This is a genomic window from Acinetobacter sp. V89_4, from assembly GCF_029967875.1.
GTDB classification, from domain to species: domain Bacteria; phylum Pseudomonadota; class Gammaproteobacteria; order Pseudomonadales; family Moraxellaceae; genus Acinetobacter; species Acinetobacter oleivorans.
The window spans coordinates 42,225-67,077 of the sequence record NZ_JASCAI010000024.1; the positions used below are offsets into that span (position 1 = coordinate 42,225).

General features: G+C 40.9%; 16 protein-coding genes. 13 read left to right on the forward strand and 3 right to left on the reverse strand.

Annotation, left to right across the window (positions count from 1 at the left end):
• Positions 1-3: 3 nt before the first annotated feature.
• Together QLG01_RS10695 and QLG01_RS10700 are read right to left on the reverse strand one after the other, a co-directional pair.
• On the reverse strand, positions 4-3,702 hold the full coding sequence (locus tag QLG01_RS10695) for a UvrD-helicase domain-containing protein (RefSeq protein ID WP_282496417.1): 3,699 nt from the start codon (positions 3,700-3,702) through the stop codon (positions 4-6).
• 3 nt (positions 3,703-3,705) lie between these two features.
• The gene (locus QLG01_RS10700; protein WP_282496418.1) at positions 3,706-7,341 is read right to left on the reverse strand and encodes an exodeoxyribonuclease V subunit gamma; all 3,636 of its coding nucleotides are present in this window, start codon (positions 7,339-7,341) and stop codon (positions 3,706-3,708) included.
• Positions 7,342-7,510: 169 nt separating this feature from the next.
• Between QLG01_RS10700 and QLG01_RS10705 the strand changes: the two genes are divergently transcribed.
• Positions 7,511-8,017 (forward strand): hypothetical protein, encoded by a 507-nt coding sequence (locus QLG01_RS10705; RefSeq protein WP_005301888.1) that lies wholly within the window; start codon positions 7,511-7,513, stop codon positions 8,015-8,017.
• A gap of 22 nt (positions 8,018-8,039) precedes the next feature.
• On the opposite strand, the gene QLG01_RS10710 is transcribed toward QLG01_RS10705, so the two are convergent.
• Positions 8,040-9,458: a phosphate--AMP phosphotransferase gene (locus QLG01_RS10710; RefSeq protein ID WP_151988897.1), complete on the reverse strand. Its 1,419-nt coding sequence runs from the start codon at positions 9,456-9,458 to the stop codon at positions 8,040-8,042.
• Positions 9,459-9,667: 209 nt separating this feature from the next.
• On the opposite strand from QLG01_RS10710, the gene QLG01_RS10715 reads away from it, so the two are divergent.
• The 12 genes from QLG01_RS10715 (at position 9,668) to QLG01_RS10770 (ending at position 24,851) form a co-directional block, all read left to right on the forward strand.
• Positions 9,668-10,375: a hypothetical protein gene (locus tag QLG01_RS10715; RefSeq protein ID WP_282496419.1), complete on the forward strand. Its 708-nt coding sequence runs from the start codon at positions 9,668-9,670 to the stop codon at positions 10,373-10,375.
• 147 nt (positions 10,376-10,522) lie between these two features.
• On the forward strand, positions 10,523-11,470 hold the full coding sequence (gene ubiE, locus QLG01_RS10720) for a bifunctional demethylmenaquinone methyltransferase/2-methoxy-6-polyprenyl-1,4-benzoquinol methylase UbiE (RefSeq protein WP_005301878.1): 948 nt from the start codon (positions 10,523-10,525) through the stop codon (positions 11,468-11,470).
• Positions 11,471-11,481: 11 nt separating this feature from the next.
• The gene (locus QLG01_RS10725) at positions 11,482-12,150 is read left to right on the forward strand and encodes a hypothetical protein (RefSeq protein ID WP_282496420.1); all 669 of its coding nucleotides are present in this window, start codon (positions 11,482-11,484) and stop codon (positions 12,148-12,150) included.
• A 12-nt stretch (positions 12,151-12,162) separates the two neighbouring features.
• Positions 12,163-13,782: an AarF/UbiB family protein gene (locus tag QLG01_RS10730; RefSeq protein WP_004794982.1), complete on the forward strand. Its 1,620-nt coding sequence runs from the start codon at positions 12,163-12,165 to the stop codon at positions 13,780-13,782.
• A 122-nt stretch (positions 13,783-13,904) separates the two neighbouring features.
• The gene (locus tag QLG01_RS10735; protein WP_282496421.1) at positions 13,905-15,218 is read left to right on the forward strand and encodes an NAD(P)/FAD-dependent oxidoreductase; all 1,314 of its coding nucleotides are present in this window, start codon (positions 13,905-13,907) and stop codon (positions 15,216-15,218) included.
• A gap of 26 nt (positions 15,219-15,244) precedes the next feature.
• The gene (locus QLG01_RS10740; RefSeq protein ID WP_282496422.1) at positions 15,245-15,631 is read left to right on the forward strand and encodes a VOC family protein; all 387 of its coding nucleotides are present in this window, start codon (positions 15,245-15,247) and stop codon (positions 15,629-15,631) included.
• 174 nt (positions 15,632-15,805) lie between these two features.
• Positions 15,806-16,579, forward strand: a complete 774-nt coding sequence (hisIE, locus tag QLG01_RS10745; protein ID WP_107880640.1) for a bifunctional phosphoribosyl-AMP cyclohydrolase/phosphoribosyl-ATP diphosphatase HisIE — start codon at positions 15,806-15,808, stop codon at positions 16,577-16,579.
• A 9-nt stretch (positions 16,580-16,588) separates the two neighbouring features.
• The gene (locus QLG01_RS10750) at positions 16,589-18,091 is read left to right on the forward strand and encodes a UvrD-helicase domain-containing protein (RefSeq protein WP_005301860.1); all 1,503 of its coding nucleotides are present in this window, start codon (positions 16,589-16,591) and stop codon (positions 18,089-18,091) included.
• A 23-nt stretch (positions 18,092-18,114) separates the two neighbouring features.
• The gene (locus tag QLG01_RS10755) at positions 18,115-19,506 is read left to right on the forward strand and encodes an AAA family ATPase (protein ID WP_282496423.1); all 1,392 of its coding nucleotides are present in this window, start codon (positions 18,115-18,117) and stop codon (positions 19,504-19,506) included.
• Positions 19,507-19,822: 316 nt separating this feature from the next.
• Positions 19,823-22,675 (forward strand): monovalent cation/H+ antiporter subunit A, encoded by a 2,853-nt coding sequence (locus QLG01_RS10760; RefSeq protein WP_282496424.1) that lies wholly within the window; start codon positions 19,823-19,825, stop codon positions 22,673-22,675.
• Entirely contained in the window at positions 22,672-23,040 is a 369-nt protein-coding gene (locus tag QLG01_RS10765; RefSeq protein WP_003654595.1) for a Na+/H+ antiporter subunit C, read from the forward strand. The genes QLG01_RS10760 and QLG01_RS10765 overlap by 4 nt, the downstream gene beginning before the upstream one ends.
• Entirely contained in the window at positions 23,040-24,851 is a 1,812-nt protein-coding gene (locus QLG01_RS10770) for a monovalent cation/H+ antiporter subunit D (protein ID WP_282496425.1), read from the forward strand. The genes QLG01_RS10765 and QLG01_RS10770 overlap by 1 nt, the downstream gene beginning before the upstream one ends.
• Positions 24,852-24,853: the final 2 nt, after the last annotated feature.

Below are 24,853 nucleotides of genomic sequence, written 5' to 3' on the forward strand. Positions count from 1 at the left end.
TTTTCATGCAATTTTATCCTCAGCAAAATACCCTAAAATGGCATCAAGACGCAGAATAAACTCAATGCTAGGCTGCCAGTAATAATAGCCCTGCTCAGCTTCACCATTCATACCACGTAAATAAAGATAAGTTGCCCCACCTAAGTGTTGCTCAATTTGGTAATCCTGCATTTTGACTTGCAAATAGCGATGTAATGCAACGAGATATAAACCTGCCTGTAGCCAATAACTTGCTAAAGACATGCTTTGGGCAATGCTATCGCTACGATAATCTGCAAGATCATCACCTAAGTAATTACTTTTATAATCGGCAATGTGGTAACGCTGCCCATCAAAATAGACCAAATCGATAGAACCATTGAGGTAACGTGCTGAGCGAGCCTCAAGTAATTCCGGCATATTCAACCCATACTCAGCGAAAAGCTGCTGAATACGTGTCATCGCTAGAACCCGATCTGACAACGCCAAATAAAAAGGAAACTCTGACAAATACTGCTCTTGTTGAAGCTGATTTAGTCGGAAACTTTGATCAAGCGGCGTTCGCAAAATATCTTTCAGCCACTCTGCAACTGACTGGTAAAGCAGATTCTCGGCATCTTCTTGCTCTGGGAAGCTCTCGTTATATTTATTAAGTAAATCTTGCCAAAGACTACTATAGTCATTTTTAAAACGACGACGTATTTCACTTACCCAGTCATCTGAACATTGAAAATTGATGTGCTCAAAGATTTCATGTAAGAAATTACCGGCAAGCGTTCCTCGCGGGAAGTTACTCTTTATCCAATCAATCGGCTGAGCACTGATTGCCTCAGCAGTGTTAATTAAATCCAGCTCATCTTCTGCTAATACAGCATCATTGCTCTGATTCGCCAATAAATCTGTGCCAGCCTTATGTTTTAAATGCTGTGCCAAATAACTGAAACTGGTTTTACCTCTCGAATAAAAACGTTGTTCAGGAAACCGTTGCGCTTGTATTTCAATAATACTTGTTTGTTTGGCTAAATGAATTTCCTGTGGAATCTGCTCCAAAACCATTTCATCCGTACAGCAACGGTGTTGAAAAGGCTCAGTCCTATTTTTCCAAAACGCGAGACCTGATACTGATTTACCATCCACATCTTGTAAAAGTGCATAGACGCGGTGGCTTGCTCGCGTTAAAGCGACATACCAAAGGCGATTCTGTTCAGCAAGCGCTCGTTCTTCGTGTTGCTTAAGTTCAACTTCATTTAAATAAGTTTTATCAGCAATCGCAACGACACGTTGAGTTAAGGTCTGACTTGAGTCTGGTTGGACTACATCTTGGGTCGAAAAATTCAGAGTTTTGTTATTTTCTCGAAAGGGCTTGTCTGCACCTAATAAAAATACAATCTTAAATTCCAGTCCTTTTGACTGGTGAATTGTCATGAGCTGAACCCCAGCCTCACTCGACAATTTACGTTCTAACTCCCAATCACGATCGAGAGGAGAACCCAACTGTTTGAGATACCAATGATAGAGGTTTTGCGCGCCTGAGTATTTCTCACTGTGCTGACTCAAAATTTCAGTCAAATGACGCAAGTTCACCACAACCCGTTCATTATCTTTACTTTGGGCAGCGACCAAATTTTGCCATATATCAAACTGGATGAGACATTGCTGCCATGCCACTAAAAAGCCTTGAGCGGACCACAACTCACGAATGACGTCGAAACCAGTCATAAACTGGCTTAACCCTTCGGCTGTCTGCTCAAGCTGCAATAGTTGTTTTAAATCCATGGCAAATAGACGGCTAATTAAAGCTCGCTTCACTTTTGCCTCATCGTAAGGATGAAGTATGGCAGTCAACAAAGCACCAACGTCTTGAGCAACTGCGCAATCGAAAACACTTCGTTTTGATGGCCTGTTAACCCGAATTCCTAAACGCTCTAGCTCAAATTGAACTTTATCAAGCCCATCATGATTACGGGACAATACCGCAATATCATCTTCGTTTAGAGTTTGAGTCTGAGCATCTTTTTGAAAATATAGCTCTCCAGCATGTGACTGGTTGAGTAGATCTCGAATCTTCCAAGCAACTTGCTGTGCCTCAGTTTCTTTATCTTTGAGCATGAGCCAACGTAAAGGATGAGGATTATGATTGTTCTGCTCAATCAGTACAGGATGAGGCCGAGTTCCCGCTCGAATTGGGTCATATTGAACCTCTTCACCGAAATCAATTTGTCGTTGAAATAAGGCATCGACCACTTCAACCAGATCTGCAACGGAGCGATGGTTATGAATTAACTTATATTCGCGGCCATGTTTAGTTTGAATATCCTTATAGGCATTTAAGAAGGTGAGCATATCCCCACCGCGGAAACCGTAAATCGCCTGTTTCCGGTCACCCACCATAATCATGCAACCTTTTTGGTAACGCTCTGGATGACGCCAAATGCTCGCCAGCATATCGTCTTGATCTTGGTTAGTGTCCTGAAATTCATCGACCAAAATTAAGGGATAACGCGCCTGAACAAATACAGCAAAACGCTGCCCCTGCTCACCTTTTAAAGCTTCAGAAAGTGTACGAATTTGCTGAGAAAAAGTAGTTTCACCTTTATTTTGTAAAACCTGTGGTAAACGTTTTTTCACCTCTACACACAAATAGGCTTTTAAAAAAATATGAAGCTGGTCGAACTGCTCAGCGTAATTTTTCAGTACGCCAAATAGCTGTTGAATATGTTGAATACAAGGATGTTGATAGAAACCATCTGAAATTTCAGCAGGACATTTCTTGAAAACTTTCTGATCGGCAAGTTGACCTAAAAACTTAAAAACAAGCTCACGTTGTGCAGTCAAAGACCCATCAAAAACCAAAATACTGTCGCTTTGCGTTAGAACTTGTAAAAGCTGCGGTAAACACTCGCTAAATAATTTGTTAAACGCCCCATTACGAAATATTGTGCCGCTTACATGTTTATAGTGTTCGCCATCAAGCAAGTAATACGGCTCTAAAAGGCTTAAGTCAATTTCTGTCGCTAACTGTTTGAGCTGAGCAAGTTGTTCAAATTGAATGATTGGTTTTTCAGGAAGTTTAAAATGAGCAGAACTAAAGTTAAGTGAGTCTTCAACAAGTTTGACAAAACTATCGACACTCTTTAACTCACCTGCCAGATACAACGCATCAATCACGGTTTGAGGTTGAGACTGTATCCATTCACGCAAAACATCATGAATCAGTTGTCGGCTATAGGTTTTGGCATCATCAGTAATTTGAGCGCGTTCAATTTTGCCACTCTCAAAGGCAAACTCACGTAATAGTTTTTGGCTAAAGCTATCAAGTGTTCCGACGAATAACTCGTCTAACTGATCTATTACTAACTTTAAGCGTTCACACGCATAGGCAATACGCGTCGCAAAGCCTTTTAAAATATGTTGGAGTAATAAGTCAGGCTCTTGCTCAGCCTGCATAATTAATTCGTGTTCTGTAAAACTGCGCTTGGTCTCTAAGTAACGATACGTTTCGACCAAACGGGCACGAATACGGCTTTTTAACTCAGCAGCGGCAGCACGGGTAAACGTGGTTGCAATCACTTGTCGAGGCAAGTACTTTTCAAGAAAGATACGCACCATCAAACTTGATAAGGTATAGGTTTTTCCTGTACCTGCCGAAGCTTCAATTAAGTGTAAGCCACTAAATTCAATATCAATAATAGGTTGATAAGACACCTGTACTCTTGAGTTCATGTCTTACTCCGAATGTTGAAATTGAAAAACCGGATGATACAGATCATACGCAAACTCATCACAAGCATGTTGAAGCAAAGCTTGCGCATCTTGTTCTTGTAAAATAAAGCTCCAGTCTCGATGCAACTTGCAAGCTTCATTTTGAGTCATATCCATTGTGGTAAATGACCCTGTTTCATTCCAGTATTTTAACAGCTCAGTGTAGCTCTTCTCATCCAGTTTTGCTTTTTCTGCCTGATTTGTTGTTTCCCACTGATATGCTTTGGCTTTTTCTAATGGTTTTAATAATAAGGCTGCTGGTAGAACCAATGGTTGTTGCTGTGCATGACGCCAGATTTTAAACCATGGCTGTAAATATTGCCGAGCTTGCTCAGAACTAACCCCACTACAAATCACAGTTTGATCGCTAAAAACCACAATACGGCGCTTTTCAGCTCCTGCACTTCCCTCATTCAAATAAGCTAACCAAAGTAAGTGTTCCAACCAGACTTTCGCTCGTCTTTTTGCTCGGGCGCTTGAAGGCTCCATACTGACCCAATCCTGAGTTTCAGACTTTGGAACCGTAATATTCATATGAAGCTGTTTAGCAATTCGCCAAATACGCTGAGTTGTTTGTGTCACTGCAGGTGCATAATGGTGAAGGCGTTCAAGTAAACATTCTTGCTCAAACACTCCTTGTTGCCATGCGCTATATTTGACTTTACCTACAGGCAACTGATCAATTAATACTTCAGGTTGTGCATGCTGTTCAGATTGCTGTAAAAAATGTCGAATCGCATAGCGCCCTAAACCATCTAATAATAACGGTTCATTTTGGTCGAGCACTCCGACACTTCCTAAGTTTTCTACCCCTAAAGTTTTCAAATATAAACGTGCAGGGAACGTCACATCCTGTATCCACTGATGGCTCTCTAAAACCAGCATATCAGGAGCTTGTAGCGGATAGGTCGTATTTGCCCAAGGTTGGCGGTTTCCTGAGACTTGCTGAATTTGTGAAGCGACCTTAAACCAGTGATCTTGATAACGGATCACACTTTTTTCTACAGTAAAACCTTTCGGGTCGAATGGCTGTAAGTCATGTAAGTGATAGAGTTGTTTTAACTGTGATGGAATCTCAATCCCTTCAACAACTACGTTCTCAGGTACATCGTCTTCAGCTTTCACAATCAGGGCAAGGTGTTCACGGAACTCTTGAAGAATACTGGAAGGTTCTCGTACCTCACCATCATTCACATCAAAACCGTTATAAAACAGCCATAAATTGTCTTGGGCTAATAATAAAGCATCTAAAAAAGCACCTTGATCATCTTCAAGTCGAGAGCGGTCACCTAACTGTTGACGCAGTGCATCCATTAAATCAAATGGCACATGGGTATCACGGTTTGGAAATTGCCCTGCATCCAGATTTAGCATGACCATTAAGCGATAAGGTAACGGCCGAATATGTCCAATTTGAGCAAAGGTAATCTGCCCTGTTGGTTCAGCTTGTGCACTTTGGCTTTCTAAAGTTCGCTGAATTTCTTCAATAATATAAGGCAGGGGTAAGGTAATTTTGCGCAAAGTTCCTGTTTCTGTCTCGGCGTAATAGTTTGCGAGCGTCAACATTCGCTCTTGTTTCTTAACAATTTCCCGAACAGCTTTTAAAGCAGCAACACCGACCTGTTCAAACTCAACAATATCTTTGCCCAATACCTGAAGCCAATATTCAACCGTGTAGACTTTTCCCTGCTCATGCAGCGTCAGCCAATCACGGCGCTCATTCAAATCTTGATAAATTTGAATGAGTGTACCAATCAGCTCAAAATCACCCGGTTGAACTTTGGCATAACTCAACACCTGATTAAATGTCGCATGCACAGGCACGGCAATACCAAGAGCCAATCGTTCTAAGGCAAATTTAAAGCTATATCGGTAATCATCATCACCGTCACACAAACTTCGCTTGAGATGTTCTGCATCAAGCCCTCGTTTAAAGCCTGCATCGGCGAGTAAATTTAAAATTCGCTCAACCTGAACATATTCAAGTTCGTAACGTTGCTGGGTCGCATGCAAACTTAACCAGTCAGCAAAATCATCAAAGCTAAAACGTCCCTGCATCAGCTGAATACGCCCAATCACAGCGCGCCATGCATTCAGTGCATCGAGTGATGCAACACCTGCAATTTTCACTGGCAAATGTACACCTTGCTCAGTAGCAGTAGCGGGAAATACACTTCGAATTAGAGGCTCTATGTCGGCCAAATTAGGAACTAAAACTAAAATGTCGTTTGGACGGCGCGGTTGCTCATGCGGTTTAGCCAACCAACAGATTAATTGCTCTTTTAATACTTCAAGTTGACGTAGAGTCGAATGACAAACATGAATCTGAATAGAGTCATCATCGGAAGCAAGCTCATATTGCTTAGCTTGCGGTTCTACCAAATGCAAAATATCTGACTGAACTTTACCGAGTAAACTTTCTGGAAAATCATCCACAAAAGCATCAACCCACTTACCTTCTTCGCCCGTAGACAAATTCGATAATAGTGAAAAGTGGTCGCGTGCTTGTTTACCCAATCTGGTTAAAAGCGGATGTCTGGACTCACGCGCTTCAGCATTAAAGTTGAGTGTAAATTTATTAAAGAAATCACTAATTTCAGCATCTGTTGCCTTTGGATTTTTCGCAATAAAACGCTCTTTTACCCCTAAGTCATAACGCTGCTTCCACAGTGGATCGACACTATCGGCCCAATATTCTTGTGAAGGGTTATAGTGCAAAATCAATACATCAATATATTGACCTAAACGGCGCAAGAACTGTAACTGACTTGGTGGTAAATCTAACAAAGTAAAGATCACCACTTGATTAGGTAATCTTGAAATAGCACGCTTACTACGGTCCGGATGATCTAACTCTTGCCAGAACAACGCATCAATTTGCTGCATCTGCACAAAATCATCATGAAAATGTTGCTGCCACAACCAGCGCTGCCAGCGTTCTAACTCCTCAGTTTGGTGCAATGCAAAAGCAGTCACTTCTTCATCTTTTTGTACAATATATTTTTCAATATCGAGTGCTCGACCCTGCCCCCAAGCAGACAACCAGTTTTCAGGACAAGTGCAACCATTTTCACAACCACGCTGGCACTGTCCACGATAAATCATATAGTTGCTAAATAAATCCGCAACCTGCTCAGCGACCCAATACAGCATTTTTTGTTTTTTTAATTGTTTATCTATGCCTTGTTCGAGTCGATCTGCACTGTCATAAATACGCTGAACAATAGAATGTAAAGGATGCGATGTGTCTATGCTCATCGTGTCAGGTTGAATAAATTCGTGTAGAGCCTGATGCACCCGCCATTTAAAAATCAAACGTGGGATGTTCGCTTTACGAACCTGTTCTTTATGCGCAGTTAAAACTTGCTGGTAGGCATACCATTGGAAGCCACGTACTCGTTGGTGAAACTGGTAATTGGCACTCATGCCTTGCTGTTCTGCAAGTTTTTGTATCAACCACTGCTCGACCGCAGGACTTGGAACAATAAAATGTTGGGTTTTCAAAACCTGTAATGGATGCGTTGAAGCTTGAGATGTAGACGCTAATACACCTTGCAACAACACATCAATACGTTGACTTTGAATAACATGGATCCCCATTTATTTCATTTCCTGCTTGCATAATTTATGCACAAAATCATAAACATTCATTACTATACAACTGAATCTGACTATGTCACGTTGGTTTAAACACAGCATAATTTAACTTCAGGTGTCACTTACACTTGGTTTGAATGACGCCATCAAGAAATTTATACAGGTAGACATTATGAAAATTGACAAGATTCCTGACTATATTGATCCTAGCCTAAATCTGGAACAAATTCGCGATGAGTGCCATGATCTCATCAAAAAAAGAGCTTACGTCTCAGCAGGGGCGGCAATTGTACCGATTCCTTTTTTTGACGTGGTGATAGATTTGGGAATTTTGTCGTACCTTATTCCAGATATCAATTCCCGTTTCGGTTTGGCCCCTGAACACGTAAGTGTCTATGACCCAAAAACTAAAACAATTCACTGGGATGAGCTACGTAAACGTGGTTTTGAATTTTCAGGCTTTGTAGTGGCACGCACGACCGTTAAAAAAACATTTAATGGCTTTTTTGGCAAAATCGTAACGAAACAGGTGACTAAATTTATACCGCTAGGCGGACAAATTGTAGCAGCTAGTTTAGGCTATTTCATGATGAAAAAAATAGCAGAAACGCATCTTACTGACAGTTACAATCTTGCAAAACGTATTCAGCAAAAAAGCCGCACCACCATTGTAAATTAATCTATGCCTTATGGCTGAGAGCTTAATCTGCTCTCAGCTGTTTTAAAACCGCCCTTAATACTTCTAGACGTGCCGTATATTTATCATCAGTTGCAACAATATACCAAGGCGCGTAGTCAGTACTGGTTCGCTCAAACATATCGGCTGCGGCTTTTAAATAATCATCCCACTTATCACGATTACGCCAATCTTCTGCGGTAATTTTAAAACGTTTATGCGGTGTCTCTTCTCTGGCCTTAAAGCGCTGTTCTTGCTCATCTTTGCTAATCGCAAGCCAAATTTTTACTACAATCGTTTGGCTATCAAATAAATCTCTTTCAAAACGATTAATTTCGTCATAGGCACGCTGCCACTCTAAAGGTGAAGCAAAACCTTCAACACGTTCAACAAGTACGCGCCCATACCATGTCCGATCAAAGATTGTGATTTTCTCGGCTTCATTAATGCGGTTCCAAAAGCGCCATAAGTAAGGATGTCGTGCTTCAAAGCGTTCAGGTGCTCCAATACAATGAATATCATATTCACGCGGGTCTAGGTTTTTAACAATTCGCTTAATTGCACCCCCTTTACCAGCAGCATCCATTCCCTCAAAAGCAATGACGACATTACGTTTATCGAAACGCATGGCATCAGCAATTTTTTTGCTTAATTTATCGAGCTCTTTTTTATATTCGGCTTTATCAAGTGGTTCATCAGCAGGTTTTAATAAACTCTCTGGAATTTTAGCCTGCTGCCATTTCCCTTTGACTTCGGTTTCATGGTCTGGAAGTTGGCGCATGTGTTGTAAAAGGTACTGAGCAAAAAACTGATCACGTTGCTTTTCATCTTCGCCATCAATAATGTACCAATCATCGGTAAAACGACGGCGTAACTTTTGCAAAGTGTCGTATTGTTTTTTATTACGCCAGTCTAGGCCATGGAGCTTATGCCAGTGTTGCTCAGACGGGTCAATTTTGTCTAAACGTTTTTGTAGTGACTTCCATGAAAGATCGAACCAGACTTTAACCACATCGACATAGTTATTTTTTAAATCTTGCTCAAATGCCCGCATATTTTCAACATAAGCATCAAAGCGTGCTTCATCTAAAGGCTCAGACACATGTGTCGCTGTTACGAGCAAATCGCTATACCAATTACCAAACATCACCACAATTTGGCCTTCGGTAGGAATAAACTCCGAATAAGATTGCCAAAATGCTTCTGTATCTGTCAGTACACGTGGCGCATCTGCTTTGACTCGCAAATATCTAGGGTCTAACCACTCACGGAGCTGCTTAACTGCCTCCCCTTTACCTGCCAGCTCAATACCACTCATTAAAATGAGTGTGCTTTTAGCGTTGGGTTTTCCCCGACTTTCTTTTAACGCATATTGTGCTTCAATCAAGTCAACTGAAAGCAGTTCTTCATCTCGAATTTCAAATTTTGGTTGTTGTTCACTCATAGTCCACGGCTCTAATATTTTATTGTTTAATTTCGATGATCTTTAACTTATGCGGTTAAATGATGAATTGCTATACAAATTATGTCATTGCGACAAAAATCTGTCTAAGAATTGACGCATGAATCATTTTTTTTACATCTACTCGCCATAGTACAAGGTTACAATGCCTCTTATGATTTTTTGCAAATAGCCCAATATTAGAGCCTTAAATGTCTAAACTCGCTGCTTTTGATGATCTTTTACAACAATATAAAACATTTAATTATCACGACAATCCAGTGCTTGCCCAGCGTTTGCAAGATGTACAAACATGGCTAAAAGAGCGGATGAAAGATACGCATCACGACTTTTTTAATCTGCCTGAACACAAGCTCATGTCAGAATATTTTTTAAATCGTTTATATGGTGGTCCAGAGTTTGATGCTCTGGCGGCTCAAATTGAACGTTTATTGAAATATGCTCATAAAGCCGAAAAAGTGTTGCCTGAAAATGCAATTAAAACTGGCACTAAATCGGTAAGTTTAGCTGTGCTTGCAACTCAACTTGATGAGCAAGTAGCGATACAACTTCTTGAAGACTACCCAGCAGATACAGTACTCACTGATGAGATTATGCGTTTAACCTTAATCAAGCTTGATCAGGCAGAAGCTCGTTATCAGCAGCTTGCTCTTCTTGATGATTTAGGAGCAGCACTCGATAAATACATGCGCTCATTTATGATGTTTACGGCTTTTAAAATGTGTAAAGGCATTGCCCAAAAATATCACTTCGAATTGATGTATGATTTTATCCAAGATGGTTTTAGTGCGATGAAACCGTTAAAATCAGCCGAGAACTTTATCAAGACTTTTACTGAAAAAGAACGCCAAATTATTGAAAATGTACATTCAGGGCATCCGAATCCGTTTAGAGTGTGATAAGGTCGGCACAGAGAAAAAATCAACCTTACGAAGTTGAGATTTTATTCATTATATTTGCATGATGATGCCTGTAAAAATAGACAAAATCTGTCATCATGCAGAACTTATTCCGTTTCACTTGAGTTTGAGTCTAGGAGAGACAATATGTCTAACGAAAACCAAAAGCCAACATCTCCAACTGAGCAGGCACAAAGTTCAGACAAAGTTAGCCCATTCCTAAGCTCACCTTTACCGTCAGGTACCCCTCAAGGGCAACAACAATCTTTACAACAAACCTTAACCGACACACCTGTTAATGGTTCTGTACCGAAATACAATTTACCACGTGGTGCTGGCAATACTGGTAACGTTGGTGAAACTACACACTTTGGTTATTCAACTGTTAGAACTGAAGATAAAGCACAAAAAGTTGCAGAAGTATTCCACTCGGTTGCAAGTAAATATGACTTGATGAATGACTTAATGTCATTTGGTATTCACCGCCTATGGAAACGCTTCGCAATTAATATGTCTGGCGTACGCCGTGGTCAACACGTATTAGATATTGCTGGTGGTACAGGCGACTTAGCAAAAGTATTTAGCCGTGAAGTTGGTCCTCAAGGTCATGTCGTTCTTTCAGACATTAACGAATCTATGCTTAATGTTGGTCGCGACCGCCTAATTGATGCAGGCTGTACCAATGTTGACTTCGTACTTGCTAATGCAGAAACTTTAGAGCCTTTTGCAGATAACAGCTTTGACTTACTCACCATTAGCTTTGGTTTACGCAACGTGACAGATAAAGATGCCGCACTTGCATCTATGTTCCGTGTGTTAAAGCCAGGTGGTCGTTTACTTATTCTTGAATTTTCTAAACCTGTATTTGAGCCATTCTCAAAACTTTATGACCTCTATTCATTCACTGCTTTACCGATTATGGGTAAATTGGTTGCGAATGACTCAGAAAGTTATAAATATTTGGCTGAATCAATTCGTATGCATCCAGACCAACGCACCTTAAAAGGTATGATGGAAAATGCTGGCTTCCAGAACTGTGACTATCACAACCTTACTGCAGGTATCGTTGCCGTTCACCGTGGCTTCAAACTGTAAGGGATAACGATATGTGGTCGATTCTGGCACTCGGTGCAGTCGAACGTATCATTCATCATCTGATCGATCTGGATGCGCTTACACGCATTCAGCTTAATCAGTTACAGGGCAAAATGTTGCGTGTTGTGATTGATAGTCCGCAGCTTTCTGTCGATGTATTCTTTGACCAAGAAAAAGTACGTCTTGAACCTACTGCAACAGGGCACAGTGAAAAGCCTTCTATTTTTGAACAACGCCCTTTTGATGCGCAATTCAAAATTTCTGAAGCAACAGCAACTTTGCATGTTAAAGATGTCGTCGAACTGATTAAATTATTGGTCAGCGATCCAGATCAGATTGGCAATATCCCATTGCAAGGTGATTACCATCTGCTACAGGATATTCAAAAGATTATGCAGCAAGCTGAACCAGATTTAGCTTCGCACTTATCCAGATGGGTCGGTCCTCAACTCGCCCACGAAATTGGCAAGATTCAACTTGCACCAAAACATTTAAAACGCTCTCTTCAAAGTCATCTATTTTTTGCAGAAGACGCATTAAAAGAAGACAGCGGTCTATTTGCCCCTCGTTGGGAAATGGATGATTTAACTCAAGCAACTCGCAAGCTTAATCAAGACATTGACCGTTTAGAAGCAAGATTGCAGCAACTCAACACACAACTACAACCCTCTCAAGACTAGGTAAGACCGTATATGATTCCGCACGTTTCACGTTTACTCGAACTTTGGCGTATTGCAGCGCACTATAGACTCGATACGTTGTTCCCTGCGGATGAATTACCAGTTAAAGCTCAACGTGCATTAAGTGTTATTAAAATGCACCCAGCTGCATGGTCTAGTCGCGAACGTAAAAATCCTTTAAAGCTCAAAGAAGCTTTGGAAGAGATGGGACCGCTTGCAATTAAGCTTGGACAATTACTGTCAACTCGACGTGATTTGATTCCACCTGAAATACTCGCTCAATTGGTCTTACTTCAAGATCAGGTAAAACCTTTTGATAGCAATGTTGCCAAACAACGTATTCAAGAATCATTAAAAGCTGACGTAAATACCTTGTTTGCACGATTTGATGATCAGCCATTAGCAGCTGCTTCAATTGCACAAGTTCATACTGCTGCTTTGCACGATGGTCGAGAAGTTGTTGTTAAAGTGACTCGTCCTGACATTCGCAACCAAATTTTGCAAGACTTTGAGATTTTGGCATGGTTAGGCAACACATTAGAAAGTCGCCTTGAAGCTGCGCGTGCCTTACATCTCTCTGAAATTATTCAAGACTACCGCCAGATTATCTTAAATGAGCTGGACTTAAGTATTGAAGCAGACAACACCCGTCGTATGCGCCATTATTTTACTGGCTCAACCATGATGTATGTGCCTGAAGTCTACATGGACACCAAAGATGTCATGGTAGCAGAGCGCATTACAGGTGTTCCTATTTCAGATACGGCAACCTTTGACCGTCTAGGCATGGACCGTGCACAACTTGCAGAAAAAGGATTAACCATTTTCTTTACGCAAGTATTCCGCGATAACTTTTTCCATGCCGATATGCACCCCGGCAATGTCTTTGTAGAAACAATTAACCCAAGCAATCCACGCTTTATTGCACTCGACTGTGCAATTATGGGTGAGCTATCTAAGCATGACCAGATGACCATTGCCCGCATGTTGCTTGCTGTAATGAACAGCAACTTTATGCAGCTCATTCAAATCGTGCATCAAGCTGGTTGGATTCCACCGGGTACAGACCAAGATGCGCTATCGCGTGAAATGCGTCGCACCGTTGGTCCAATGGTATCTAAACCAATGGATCAACTTGATTTTGCTGGCATCTTGATTCAAGTGATGGATATTGCCCGTCGCTTCCATTTAGAGATTCCACCACAACTCATGTTGTTGTTAAAGACTTTAGTGCATGTCGAAGGCCTAGGGACCGATCTTTACCCGCAGCTTGACATCTGGAAATTGGCAAAACCAATTTTGACTGAATGGGTCAAGGCCAATATGAACCCAGTCAAAAATATTAAAGAGTTAGGACAGCAATTACCTGACCTGCTTTTAGGTGCTCAAGATTTCCCAAGCTTAATTGTTGACAGTTTAAATGGTTTAAAAAATCAGTCTGCTTGGCAAGACCGTCAGTTACGCGAAATGCAGCAACTTCGTTTACAAATGGAACATCAACAACGCCGCAGTTGGATGTTCGGTAGTAGCATGCTGATTTTACTGACCATCGCAATTATTAGCCCTTGGTTTGTTTCTATTATTTTAATTGTGCTAAGCAGTTTATTAGCGCTTTGGCGTATATTGAAATAAGTTTTAAATCCCTTGCCAATGCAAGGGATTTTTTTTATGGATAACTTTAATTTTTAAAAATATAGATCGCTTGTTCGTTGATTGCTAAATTAGCGTTCATAAATGCTTTAAAAGAACAAACAATGAAAACACCTCATTTTGCCATTATCGGTGCAGGTACCGCAGGTTTAGCCACTGCGATTTTGCTCGCCCGTGAAGGTAATAACGTTACTATTTTTGAACAAGTTGATGAGTTATCTCCAGTCGGCGCTGGTTTATTACTACAACCTGCGGGCTTAGCAGTATTTGAACATTTAGGTGTACTCGACAAAGCCTTAACCTTAGGTGCGAGAGTCACAGGCCTAGAAGGACAACTTCCGGATAAGCGCCTTTTAGTTAACAGTCATTATCACGAAGCATCCGCAAATCTCTATGGCTTAGGTATACACCGGGCCACTTTATGTCATGTACTCACCCAAAAACTTAGTGAATATTCGAGCCAAATTACTTGGTGTATGAACCACTCTGTTGAGAGTTTTGAAGAACATAATGATGAAGTTCGGCTATTCGGAACTTATCAAAGTCAAAAGTTTGATGCTCGCTTTGATGCCGTACTTATTGCCAATGGTGCTCGTAGCCAATTACGCCCCAAAGCATGGGTAAAGGTTGACCAAGCCTACCCTTGGGGTGCGGCGTGGAGTATCGTACCTGAGTGCCAAGTACTCGATTCTGAAATTCTGCATCAATTTTATGATCGCTCGAAGATTATGATGGGAATTCTTCCTACAGGAGCGATTCCAACAGAACCTCAACAGCGCCTTTCAAGTATCTTCTGGAGCTTACCGACGCAGCAATTACAAAGCTTTTTAAAAGATGAGCAAGCTAAACAAACTTGGTTAAAGCAAGTCTCAGAGCGATGGCCCAAAGTTGCAGAATGGCTCAAAGAGATTTTATATGACAGTCAAACTCAACCTAAATGGCTATCTGCAAACTACCGCGATGTCGTCATGACTCAATTTGGTCAAGGTAGAATTGGGGTAATTGGAGATGCCGCTCACGCGATGAGTCCCCAGTTGGGGCAAGGCGCAAATATGGCATTATTAGATGCTTGGGCTTTCTCTCAATCATTGCAACATGCCCAAAAGAATCAAAATATTGATTGGCCCCTGCTCTGGCAGCACTATCACCAGCTTCGCCGCTCATCTACTCAGTTTTATCAGTTCCTCAGTCGCTTATTAACACCCCTTTATCAATCTGACCACTGGTGGGCTGGAGGCCTAAGAGATCTGGTTTTTCCTTGGATGTATCAAATTCCCTATTTTCGAAAAGAAATGGCAATCACGATTTCAGGCTTAAAGACAGGTCCATTTCAGCAACTTGATTATGATCAAGTCGCTCAAGCATCTAAAGAAAGCCGTGCGTCTCATTTAAAAAATGAATCTTTGTCTGACTATTAACCCAACTAAATGATAGTGAGTAACACATGAAAATCAGCCATCTTGATCATCTTGTTTTAACTGTCTCGAATATTGAAACTACATGTAATTTCTATCAAACCGTATTAAGGTTTGAAATCATCACTTTTAAAGGTGATAGAAAGGCTCTACAGTTCGGAAATCAAAAAATAAATTTACACCAGCAAGGTAATGAGTTTGAACCTAAGGCATTACAGCCAACTCCTGGATCTGCCGACCTGTGTTTTATTTCAGAAACTCCCATTTCCGAAGTGATTGCGCACCTTAATCAGTTAAATATTCAAATTGAAGAAGGCCCAGTTGAACGTACCGGTACAATGCATCCTATTCTTTCAGTTTATATTCGTGATCCAGATCAAAATTTAATTGAGATTTCAAATATCCTCACGTCTTAGCCACTTGAATAAGATACTGACTGGTAAGCGTTACAAGATGTTCGTTCCGCTGACAAAGACAAAAAGCGCAAAGAATTTTTCCGCAAAGCGACGTTGATGCCGTACACTATACAAGCTATTTTTTAGCATCTGATTGAAATCAATTTATAGTTCATATTTCTTTGGTGATTCCTCATGAATAACACGCAATGGCTCGATGAAGTAAAATTTAACGAACAAGGTCTTATCCCTGCCATTGCTCAACATCATCAAACCGGACGTATTTTGATGGTGGCGTGGATGAACCGTGAAGCACTCGCGCTCACAGCAGAAAAAAATCAGGCTGTTTATTTCTCTCGCTCTCGCCAAAAACTTTGGCACAAGGGTGAAGAATCAGGCCATTTTCAAACAGTTTATGAAATTCGTCTGGACTGTGACGGCGACGTAATTATTCTACAAATTGAACAACATGGTGGTATTGCATGCCATACGGGTCGTGAGTCTTGTTTCTATCGTAAACTCACACCACAGGGTTGGGAAATTGTAGACGCACAATTAAAAGACCCTACTGCAATTTATGGTGACAAAGCTAAAACTGAAGCACACGATCATGCTCACACCACAGAACAAGTCGATGTACTTGCTCACTTAGGGCAATTGATGCAAGAGCGTAAGCAAGCTGAAGCTGATACTTCATATGTTGCAAGCCTCTACAAAAAAGGCATCAATAAAATCTTAGAAAAGGTGGGTGAAGAAAGTGTAGAAGCAATTATTGCTGCTAAAGATTTTGCCGCACAGGATTCAGAAGCTCACTTAAATGATCTCGTTTATGAAACAGCAGATTTGTGGTTCCATACTATTGTGATGTTGGGTTATTTCGATCTTAATCCACAACTTATTATTGACGAATTAGCTCGTCGTCAGGGTTTATCTGGTTTAGTTGAAAAAGCTAACCGCAACAAGGTTTAAAATCACTCAGTGTCGAATATTGAAAAACCTAAAGCCACCTATGAGCAAGCCATTGCCATAGATAATGCACGTCTTGGGCAGTCATTTAAAGTGATTGCCTATGCTGGCACAGGTAAAACCACCACTTTACAAATGATTAGCGATGCCATGCCTGAACGGCGTGGTATGTATCTAGCATTTAACAAAGCTATTGCTGGTGAAGCACAAAACAAATTCCATCGTAATGTAGACTGCCGCACTTTTCACTCGCTTGCTTTTCGTAGTGTACCGCGCGGTGTGACTGATAAATTACGTCTACCACGACTAAGTCCGAGTTTTATTGCTAAAGAATATCGACTAGAACCCATTACGCTGCGACGCATGATGGGCGGGCGTTACGAGAAATATGTCTTAATGCCAAGCCGTCTAGCGAGCCTTGTCGCAAATGCAGTAAGCTATTTCTGTTCAACAAGCTCTCAATATCCGGCACCTCGACATATTCAGGCACCCAACTGGTTGCATCCCGACGATATTATCGAATTACAAAATCATCTTTACCCTGCTGTGGAACGACGTTGGTTAGAATCGATTGACCAAAACCATCAAGCTGGTATTGGACATGATATTTACCTCAAACTTTGGGCATTGTCTGAGCCAAACATTCCTACTGACTACGTATTATTTGATGAAGCACAAGATGCTGACCCACTAATGCTAGGCATTTTGCTTCGCCAAAAAAATACTCAAGTTATTTATGTCGGTGATGCACATCAACAAATCTACGCTTGGCGTGGTGCAATTAATGCCATGCAACAATTGCCCTTGCCAGAATCTCGGTTAACCACTTCTTTTCGTTTTGGCGAAACGATTGCCGATGTGGCCAATGCACTGCTTGGCGGTTTAAATGAAACTGTTCCCTTACTTGGTAATCCAAACCAGAAATCAAGCGTAGTGAATAAACCGCATACCAAAATGCGTGACGCGATTTTATGCCGCACCAATGCTCGTGCAATGGAACTTTTACTGGCAGGCTTAGTTCACGGCGATAAAGTAAGTTTGCAGGCGGATCATCAAAAGCTAAACCGTTTTGTAGATGCCGCAAGCCTTTTAAAACAAGGCAAACGAGTTACTGACGTTCCTGAATTGGCATGGTTTAACTCATGGCACGATGTACATGAATACTGTGAAACCAATGAAGGAAGTGATATTAAACCATTGGTTAAACTGGTTGATGATCACGGCACTGACCCGCTAAAAAAAGCACTTGCAAAGATTACTCCACTTGAGCAAGCTGATTATGTCATCTCTACAGCTCATAAAGCGAAAGGGCTAGAATGGAATCGCGTTCATATTGAAGATGACTATCAATTTAAAATTAATGGCTTAGAACACAAGATTAGTGATGAAGAGTTAAGATTACTTTACGTTGCCTGTACTCGTGCTAAAGTAAGTCTAAATATCCATCATCTTTATGATCTGATACAACAATTAAAACTAAGGGCGCCTTTAAGTCTTCGTCAATCGGTTGGTTGAAGCGCTCATAATTAGGTGAGCCTATGCAACTTGAATCTATCCAATTTAAACATATTGCTCTGTTTCACGATCTTAAAATACAGTTTCAATATGAAAAACAGCCGATTACCTTAATTTTAGGTGAACAAGCAACGGGTAAAAGTATGTTGCTCAAACATACTTACCATGCTCTAACTTGGTTCCCTGCCCGTTTTAAAGATTTACGTAGCCCTGGTATTGTTATGCCTGACCAAGACATTACTCAATCGCGTCTACAATCAAAAATCGAAGTGACCCTTCAAGTTCCACCAGAAATTGGCTCTTTACCAGAAAGTACTTCTGCACAAGAGGTAGATTCTTCGCTGTGTAGCTGGAAGCTTTTTAAAACTCTAAATTCAAGTGGCATTGGAATCAGCCAAGTTGAAACTCAACAACTTGACCAGACTATGGCCCTTTATCAACAAGTCATCAAAAAAGATCCATTACAAGGGTTACCCTTAATCGCTTACTACCCAGCCGAGCGATTTGTAAATGATATTAATCTGCTCAATAAAAATTTACCCGGCATCACTCAAGCCATTTCAGCCTATGATATTAGTCCAGTTCCGTTCACAACCTTCACTCGTTTTTTTGAATGGTTACGCGAAATTAGTGATATCGAAAATGCTCAAGCTGCACATCTCGTACAACGCATTAAATCTAAGCAATCAGATCCACAAGATCAGACAGAACTATTAAATGAGCTTCAAAAAGAGTTATCTGGGCAGCCTAAACAGCTCACCGCACCTAACCTCTACGCTCTTAAAAATGCATTAAATATTGTTTTGCCTGAGCTCAAAGACTTATATTTGCAATATCAGCCTAGGCTTCAACTTATGGCTGATTACGATGGCCAAACCCTACCTTTTCAGCAACTTTCCAACACCACAAAAACATGGATTGCTTTAGTGGGCGATATTGCCCGCAGGCTCTGTTTACTCAATCCGTTAAGCCTAAATCCTTGTCTTGAAGGTGAAGGAATTTTATTGATTGATCAAATTGATGCACAACTCGATGCACAGCATTGTTCAGAAATTTTAAACAAACTCCATCAAGCATTCCCACGCTTACAAATTATTGCAACTGGAAGTCGTGAAGAGTTACTAGAACATGCCTCGGCCTATCAATGTTTAAAATTAGAGTATGGTAAAATTAGTCATCTCGATTTAAATACCACCAAACAACAGCTTGAACACATCTATACATTACTCCAAAGAAGTGAGTCATTAGTTCCACATATAGAAGCACAGCTTCCAAGCTTAATAGACCCTACTCCCTCTCCAGCACAGGTTGATGTTTTATTTCAGCAAATTCAGGGTTTAAATGAACAACAAAAAAACGAATTGCTACGCATGATTCATGCAGGAGACACACCAGAAGAAAGCCCTTCTGTTTAAATTTTATAATCAATCGGCTCTCTTTTTATAATTAAAAAGTAGAGTCACAAAATATATGGTTAAGTCAGGTTTTTTAGCTTTAAAAATAACTAGATGTTGTTACTACATGTAATAACATCAGATTTTTACTGCTTTTTTAGTGTACAATAAATTTCATTTTGCGTTTTTATTCTTCAAGTTGCGCAATACAACTTGTTTCTCGCTTTATTTTCTAATTTGGTTGGGTTTTCAGAATAACAAAGTCTTGGAACTCTCTTTGAATTCCTATCTATTCTGAAATTAAAAATTCACCTTTAGGTTTCGGCCTAAATCACATATGGATACGAGTGTGCTACCGATAATTATCTTATTACCGTTAATATTAGGCACCACCCTTGTTTCATTGCTTCAACGGTTATCGCGTGGAGTAACGGCTTTAGGGGCAATTGGAGTCAGTTTAACCAGTTTTGGTTTATTACTGACTCAAGCTAAAACTGTGCTTGGTGGTGCAAGCATTCAACAAAGCTGGGATTGGTTACCTCAATTAGGAATTAATCTAAGCTTCAGACTCGATGCTCTTGGTTTACTATTCTCTTTACTTATTACCGGTATCGGTACCCTCATTTACATATACGCCTATTACTATCTTGGCCCTAAAAACTCTTTAAGCAAACTCTATGCTTTACTCATGCTGTTTATGGCAGCAATGCTGGGTATTTCGCTCTCTAATAATCTTATTATTTTATTAGTCTTTTGGGAGCTCACCAGTATTTCATCTTTCTTGTTAGTAGGTTACTGGAGTCATTATGAAGCTGCGCAACGCGGCTCTCGAATGGCGCTCACTATTACAGGAATGGGGGGTTTGGCGTTATTGGGTGGATTTGTTCTATTAGGACAAATCACTGGAACCTATGAAATTAGTGACATCATGAGCATGAAAGACGCCATTCAAGCCCATGCTCTATTTGTTCCAATGCTATTACTTATTTTGCTTGGTGCATTTACGAAGAGTGCTCAGTTTCCATTTCATTTTTGGTTACCTAACGCAATGGCAGCACCAACACCGGTGTCTGCCTACCTACACTCTGCAACCATGGTAAAAGCAGGTATTTTTCTACTTGCCCGCTTACTGCCAATTTTTGTAGGCGCTGCGATCTATCACAATATCGTGACATTTATTGGTCTGTTTACACTTTGCATGGCCGCATGTTTTGCCATTTTTAAAGAAGATTTAAAAGGGCTGTTAGCCTATTCAACGATTAGTCATTTAGGGCTCATTGTTTGTTTACTTGGTATCGGTTCGCCTTTAGCAGTTGCTGCTGCTATTTTTCATATTATTAACCATGCAACATTTAAAGCTGCACTCTTTATGATTGCAGGGATCATTGACCATGAAACGGGTACACGTGATCTTCGAAAACTCAGTGGTATTTGGCAATTACTTCCTTTCACCGCCACATTAACCATGATCACCGCTGCCTCTATGGCAGGTGTACCGCTCACCAATGGCTTTATTTCTAAAGAGATGTTCTTTACCGAGCTATTGGCGAATCTTTCAGGTTCAGCAGTTATCTTTGCCAGCATCATTGCAACGCTTGCTGGTATTTTTGCAGTGAGTTATTCAATTCGTTTAGTGCACGGCGTGTTTTTTGACGGTCCAATTGGTAAGCAAGTGCCAAATAAAGATGCACATGAACCACCTATGGGCATGCGCGCACCAGCCCTTCTTCTTGCTGTGCTATGTATCTTGGTTGGTGTTTTACCTTCTTTGTTGGTAGAACCACTGGTAAATAGCGTAACCAGAGCAAGCTTGATGCAACCAGAATTTGCAGGAACTCATCTTGCGATCTGGCACGGATTCAATGCTCCTCTGGTGATGAGTATTATTGCTTTAGTGGGCGGCTCACTGTTCTATTTTGCTTTAGCAAAAGATGGCATGATTCGTAAAATTGACCTTGACCCACGTCTTGGTAGATTGCAAGGCCGCATTTTATTTGATTTATTTTTAAAACATCTGTTGCTCTCTAGCCGAAAAATTAAACAAAAAACTGAAAATGGCTCATTGCAAAGTTACTTGTTCTTGATCATTGCTTTTAGCATCATCATGGTCACTATGCCTCTACTTAATCAAGGGCTCACTACAGGCACACGTGAACTTACTCATGCCCCATGGATTGCCATCGTTCTCTGGCTAACCCTGTTCTCAGGTTGCTGGATGATGCTATGGTTCCATCATGAGCGTATTAAAGCAGTCCTTATTAGTGGCGCAATTGGTCTAGTGGTAACTATGGTGTTTGTCACCATGTCAGCGCCAGATTTGGCACTGACTCAAATTACCGTGGATGTTGTAACCACTGTTCTTCTATTAATGAGTTTATCTTTACTTCCACAGCTAACCCCGTATGAATCTCTTCGCTCTAGACGTTTAAGAGATGCTGCTTTAGCGATTATTGGAGGCTTAGGAATAGGCTGGATCGCGTGGCTAATTTTAACCCGTGATCATAATTCGATTTCATGGTTCTTTGCGCAGCAGTCTTTACCACTGGGTGGTGGCTCAAATATTGTAAATGTCATTTTAGTTGACTTCCGTGGTTTCGATACCTTTGGTGAAATTACGGTACTAGGCATTGCTGCTATTGGTTCACTTTGCCTCATGGATGGTATGCGTGTACATGGTACAACCATAACCCAAGGTCTCACCTACCGTTTTAATCCATCTCCACTCATGTTCCGTATTACAGCTTCTTGGGTATTGCCATTGGCGCTTGTCGTGAGTGTTTATATCTTTATGCGAGGCCATAACTATCCAGGTGGTGGCTTTATTGCAGGTCTAATCACCTCAATGGCGTTAATCATTCAGTATATTGCGCTAGGCCAAGACCAGACAGAACAATTACTTAAAGCAAAATCAGGTCGTCTTTACGAAGTGTGGATTGGTTCAGGTTTAACCATTGCTGGGCTTACTGGTGTAGCTGCATGGTTCTGGTTACGCCCCTTCCTAACTAGCGCGCACGTCTATGTTGAATTACCAATTTTAGGAAAACTACATTTGGCTTCGGCTGCGAGTTTTGACTTAGGGGTTTATATCACCGTGGTTGGTGCAACGATGTTGCTCATCTCGGTATTGGGAGACTCTCGCCACTCAAGTATGTCTGGTCCTGTAGTACCACATCGGGAGGAATCATCATGATCAGTTTAGAATTCTTATTGGCTTCTGCAATTGGTTTACTTGTTGCCACAGGTATTTATCTGATTTTACGTGCTCGTACTTTCCCTGTCGTGCTTGGATTAGCGGTAATTGGCTATGCTGTAAACCTATTTTTATTTGCGATGGGCCGATTACAAATTAGCTCACCCGCAATTTTAACTGAGACAACAAAAATAACCGATCCGCTTCCTCAAGCACTGGTGTTAACAGCCATTGTGATCGGTTTTGCAACCACCGCTTTTATTGTACAACTGGCACTGCGTAGCCGTTATGAATCAGGTAGTGATCATGTTGATGCTAAAGAAGACATCTCTCCAACATACGACCCACGTGAGGATGAGCCGTAATGTTTGATTTTTTATCTTTCTGGCAAGAACATGCGCCGATTTTTAGCATTCTCATTCCGGCATTTACTGCTTTTATATTATTACTGCTCGGCAACCCAGGAGCAGGTGCTTTAAAAGATGACTGGCGACAACCATGGCGTCGTGGCATTAGTCTTGTTTCTGCAATTGCTGGATTAATTACTGCAATTGTATATTTAAGCTTTGCAAGCACAGGTCAAATTACCACTTACCAGCTGAGTGAATGGTCAGCACCGTTTGGTATTGTGCTTGTATTAGATCGTCTTTCTGCTTTTATGCTGGTACTGACCTATGCATTAGTCGTTCCAGTTTTATGGTATGCAAGCGACAATTGGGATACCCGTGGTCGCTATTTCCATGCCATGGTGCATTTCTTATTAATGGGTATCTGCGGAGCATTTTTAACAGGCGATTTATTTAACCTTTTCGTCTTTTTTGAAATCTTGTTGATGGCTTCGTATGTTTTGCTTTTACATGGGCAAGGCAAACCACGTTTTCAGCTTGGCGTTCACTATGTCATTATCAATCTTTTAGCCTCTGCCCTATTCTTAATCGGCCTTGGTATGATTTATGGCAGTGTAGGTAGTCTCAACATGGCGGATGTTTCACGCCTTATTCCGACACTTGAAGCAGATCAACACAAATTAGCCGTAGCTGGTGCCCTACTTTTATTTGTAGTGTTTGGCATTAAAGCTGCGATGCTTCCCGTAGGTTTTTGGCTACCAAAAACTTACGCTGTTGCAAGTACACCTGTGGCTGCAATTTTCACCATTATGACCAAGGTCGGGATCTATTCGATTTTACGTGTAAATGGAACAGTATTTGACGATGCGCTTAGTCAAGAAATTTTAAAAAGCTGGTTACTTCCAATTGGTTTGATTACCTCACTATACGGTGTGATTGCAGCAATTGGAGCAGATCGTTTACGTCGCTTTGTCGGCTTTATGGTACTTTCTTCAATTGGTACATTGCTCACAGCAATTGCCATGTCAAATACACAAGCATGGTCTGGCGCTTTGTATTACTTAGTGCACAGTACGCTGATTGGCGCGGCTTTTTATCTATTTTGTGGATGGATAACTTCACAACGTGGAGATTTTAAAGATCATTTAAAAGTTGCCCCAAGAATCAAACAAGAAAAAGCGGCTATGCTGACTTATTTCTTGATTGCCATGATGCTCGCGGGTTTACCACCTTTTAGTGGTTTTCTTGGAAAGGTATTTATTTTACAAGCGACAGTCGAAGCCAGCTATCAAGGTTGGATCATTGGTGTTGTGCTTGTTGTGAGCCTATTAAGTATTATTGCTCTAACGCGAGTTGGCTTTATCTTGTTCTGGCGAGCAACACCACCAGAGGAAGATCCAATTCATCCGGCTTATATTCTTTATCGAGCATTACCAGAACGAGCACCACCACGTAATGATCAAGTGATTTATGTGTTACTTGCCGGCTTAATCGCTTATGTCGTCTTTGCTGCACCTATTCAGCATTACACATTAAGTACTGCCCAGCAGATTCAAGACCATACACTTTACCAACGCACTATTCTTAAAGTAGATAAAAATGGTGAAACTATCAGCGTTCAACCATTTGACCCTGCTTACCTACCAGAAACTAAATATGGTGGTGAGGTTGAAGATCATAATGCTTACCTCGTTCCAGATATTATTTCGAAAGATACCTTCAATGGTGAACATATTTCGGAATATAAACGTCGACAAATTCAGCAACAGGACAAACTACAAACGCCTACCATTGTTGATGAAAGTCAATTGAAACCTATGGAGCCATAAAA

What these genes read in the sequence shown, in the direction of transcription:
- QLG01_RS10770 (WP_282496425.1), top strand. Translation starts at nt 23,040, where the DNA reads ATGTTTGATTTTTTATCTTTCTGGCAAGAACATGCGCCGATTTTTAGC.
- QLG01_RS10725 (WP_282496420.1), top strand. Translation starts at nt 11,482, where the DNA reads ATGTGGTCGATTCTGGCACTCGGTGCAGTCGAACGTATCATTCATCAT.
- ubiE (WP_005301878.1), top strand. Translation starts at nt 10,523, where the DNA reads ATGTCTAACGAAAACCAAAAGCCAACATCTCCAACTGAGCAGGCACAA.
- QLG01_RS10700 (WP_282496418.1), bottom strand. Translation starts at nt 7,341, where the DNA reads ATGGGGATCCATGTTATTCAAAGTCAACGTATTGATGTGTTGTTGCAA.
- QLG01_RS10755 (WP_282496423.1), top strand. Translation starts at nt 18,115, where the DNA reads ATGCAACTTGAATCTATCCAATTTAAACATATTGCTCTGTTTCACGAT.
- QLG01_RS10710 (WP_151988897.1), bottom strand. Translation starts at nt 9,458, where the DNA reads ATGAGTGAACAACAACCAAAATTTGAAATTCGAGATGAAGAACTGCTT.
- QLG01_RS10715 (WP_282496419.1), top strand. Translation starts at nt 9,668, where the DNA reads ATGTCTAAACTCGCTGCTTTTGATGATCTTTTACAACAATATAAAACA.
- hisIE (WP_107880640.1), top strand. Translation starts at nt 15,806, where the DNA reads ATGAATAACACGCAATGGCTCGATGAAGTAAAATTTAACGAACAAGGT.
- QLG01_RS10695 (WP_282496417.1), bottom strand. Translation starts at nt 3,702, where the DNA reads ATGAACTCAAGAGTACAGGTGTCTTATCAACCTATTATTGATATTGAA.
- QLG01_RS10730 (WP_004794982.1), top strand. Translation starts at nt 12,163, where the DNA reads ATGATTCCGCACGTTTCACGTTTACTCGAACTTTGGCGTATTGCAGCG.
- QLG01_RS10760 (WP_282496424.1), top strand. Translation starts at nt 19,823, where the DNA reads ATGGATACGAGTGTGCTACCGATAATTATCTTATTACCGTTAATATTA.
- QLG01_RS10740 (WP_282496422.1), top strand. Translation starts at nt 15,245, where the DNA reads ATGAAAATCAGCCATCTTGATCATCTTGTTTTAACTGTCTCGAATATT.
- QLG01_RS10705 (WP_005301888.1), top strand. Translation starts at nt 7,511, where the DNA reads ATGAAAATTGACAAGATTCCTGACTATATTGATCCTAGCCTAAATCTG.
- QLG01_RS10735 (WP_282496421.1), top strand. Translation starts at nt 13,905, where the DNA reads ATGAAAACACCTCATTTTGCCATTATCGGTGCAGGTACCGCAGGTTTA.
- QLG01_RS10765 (WP_003654595.1), top strand. Translation starts at nt 22,672, where the DNA reads ATGATCAGTTTAGAATTCTTATTGGCTTCTGCAATTGGTTTACTTGTT.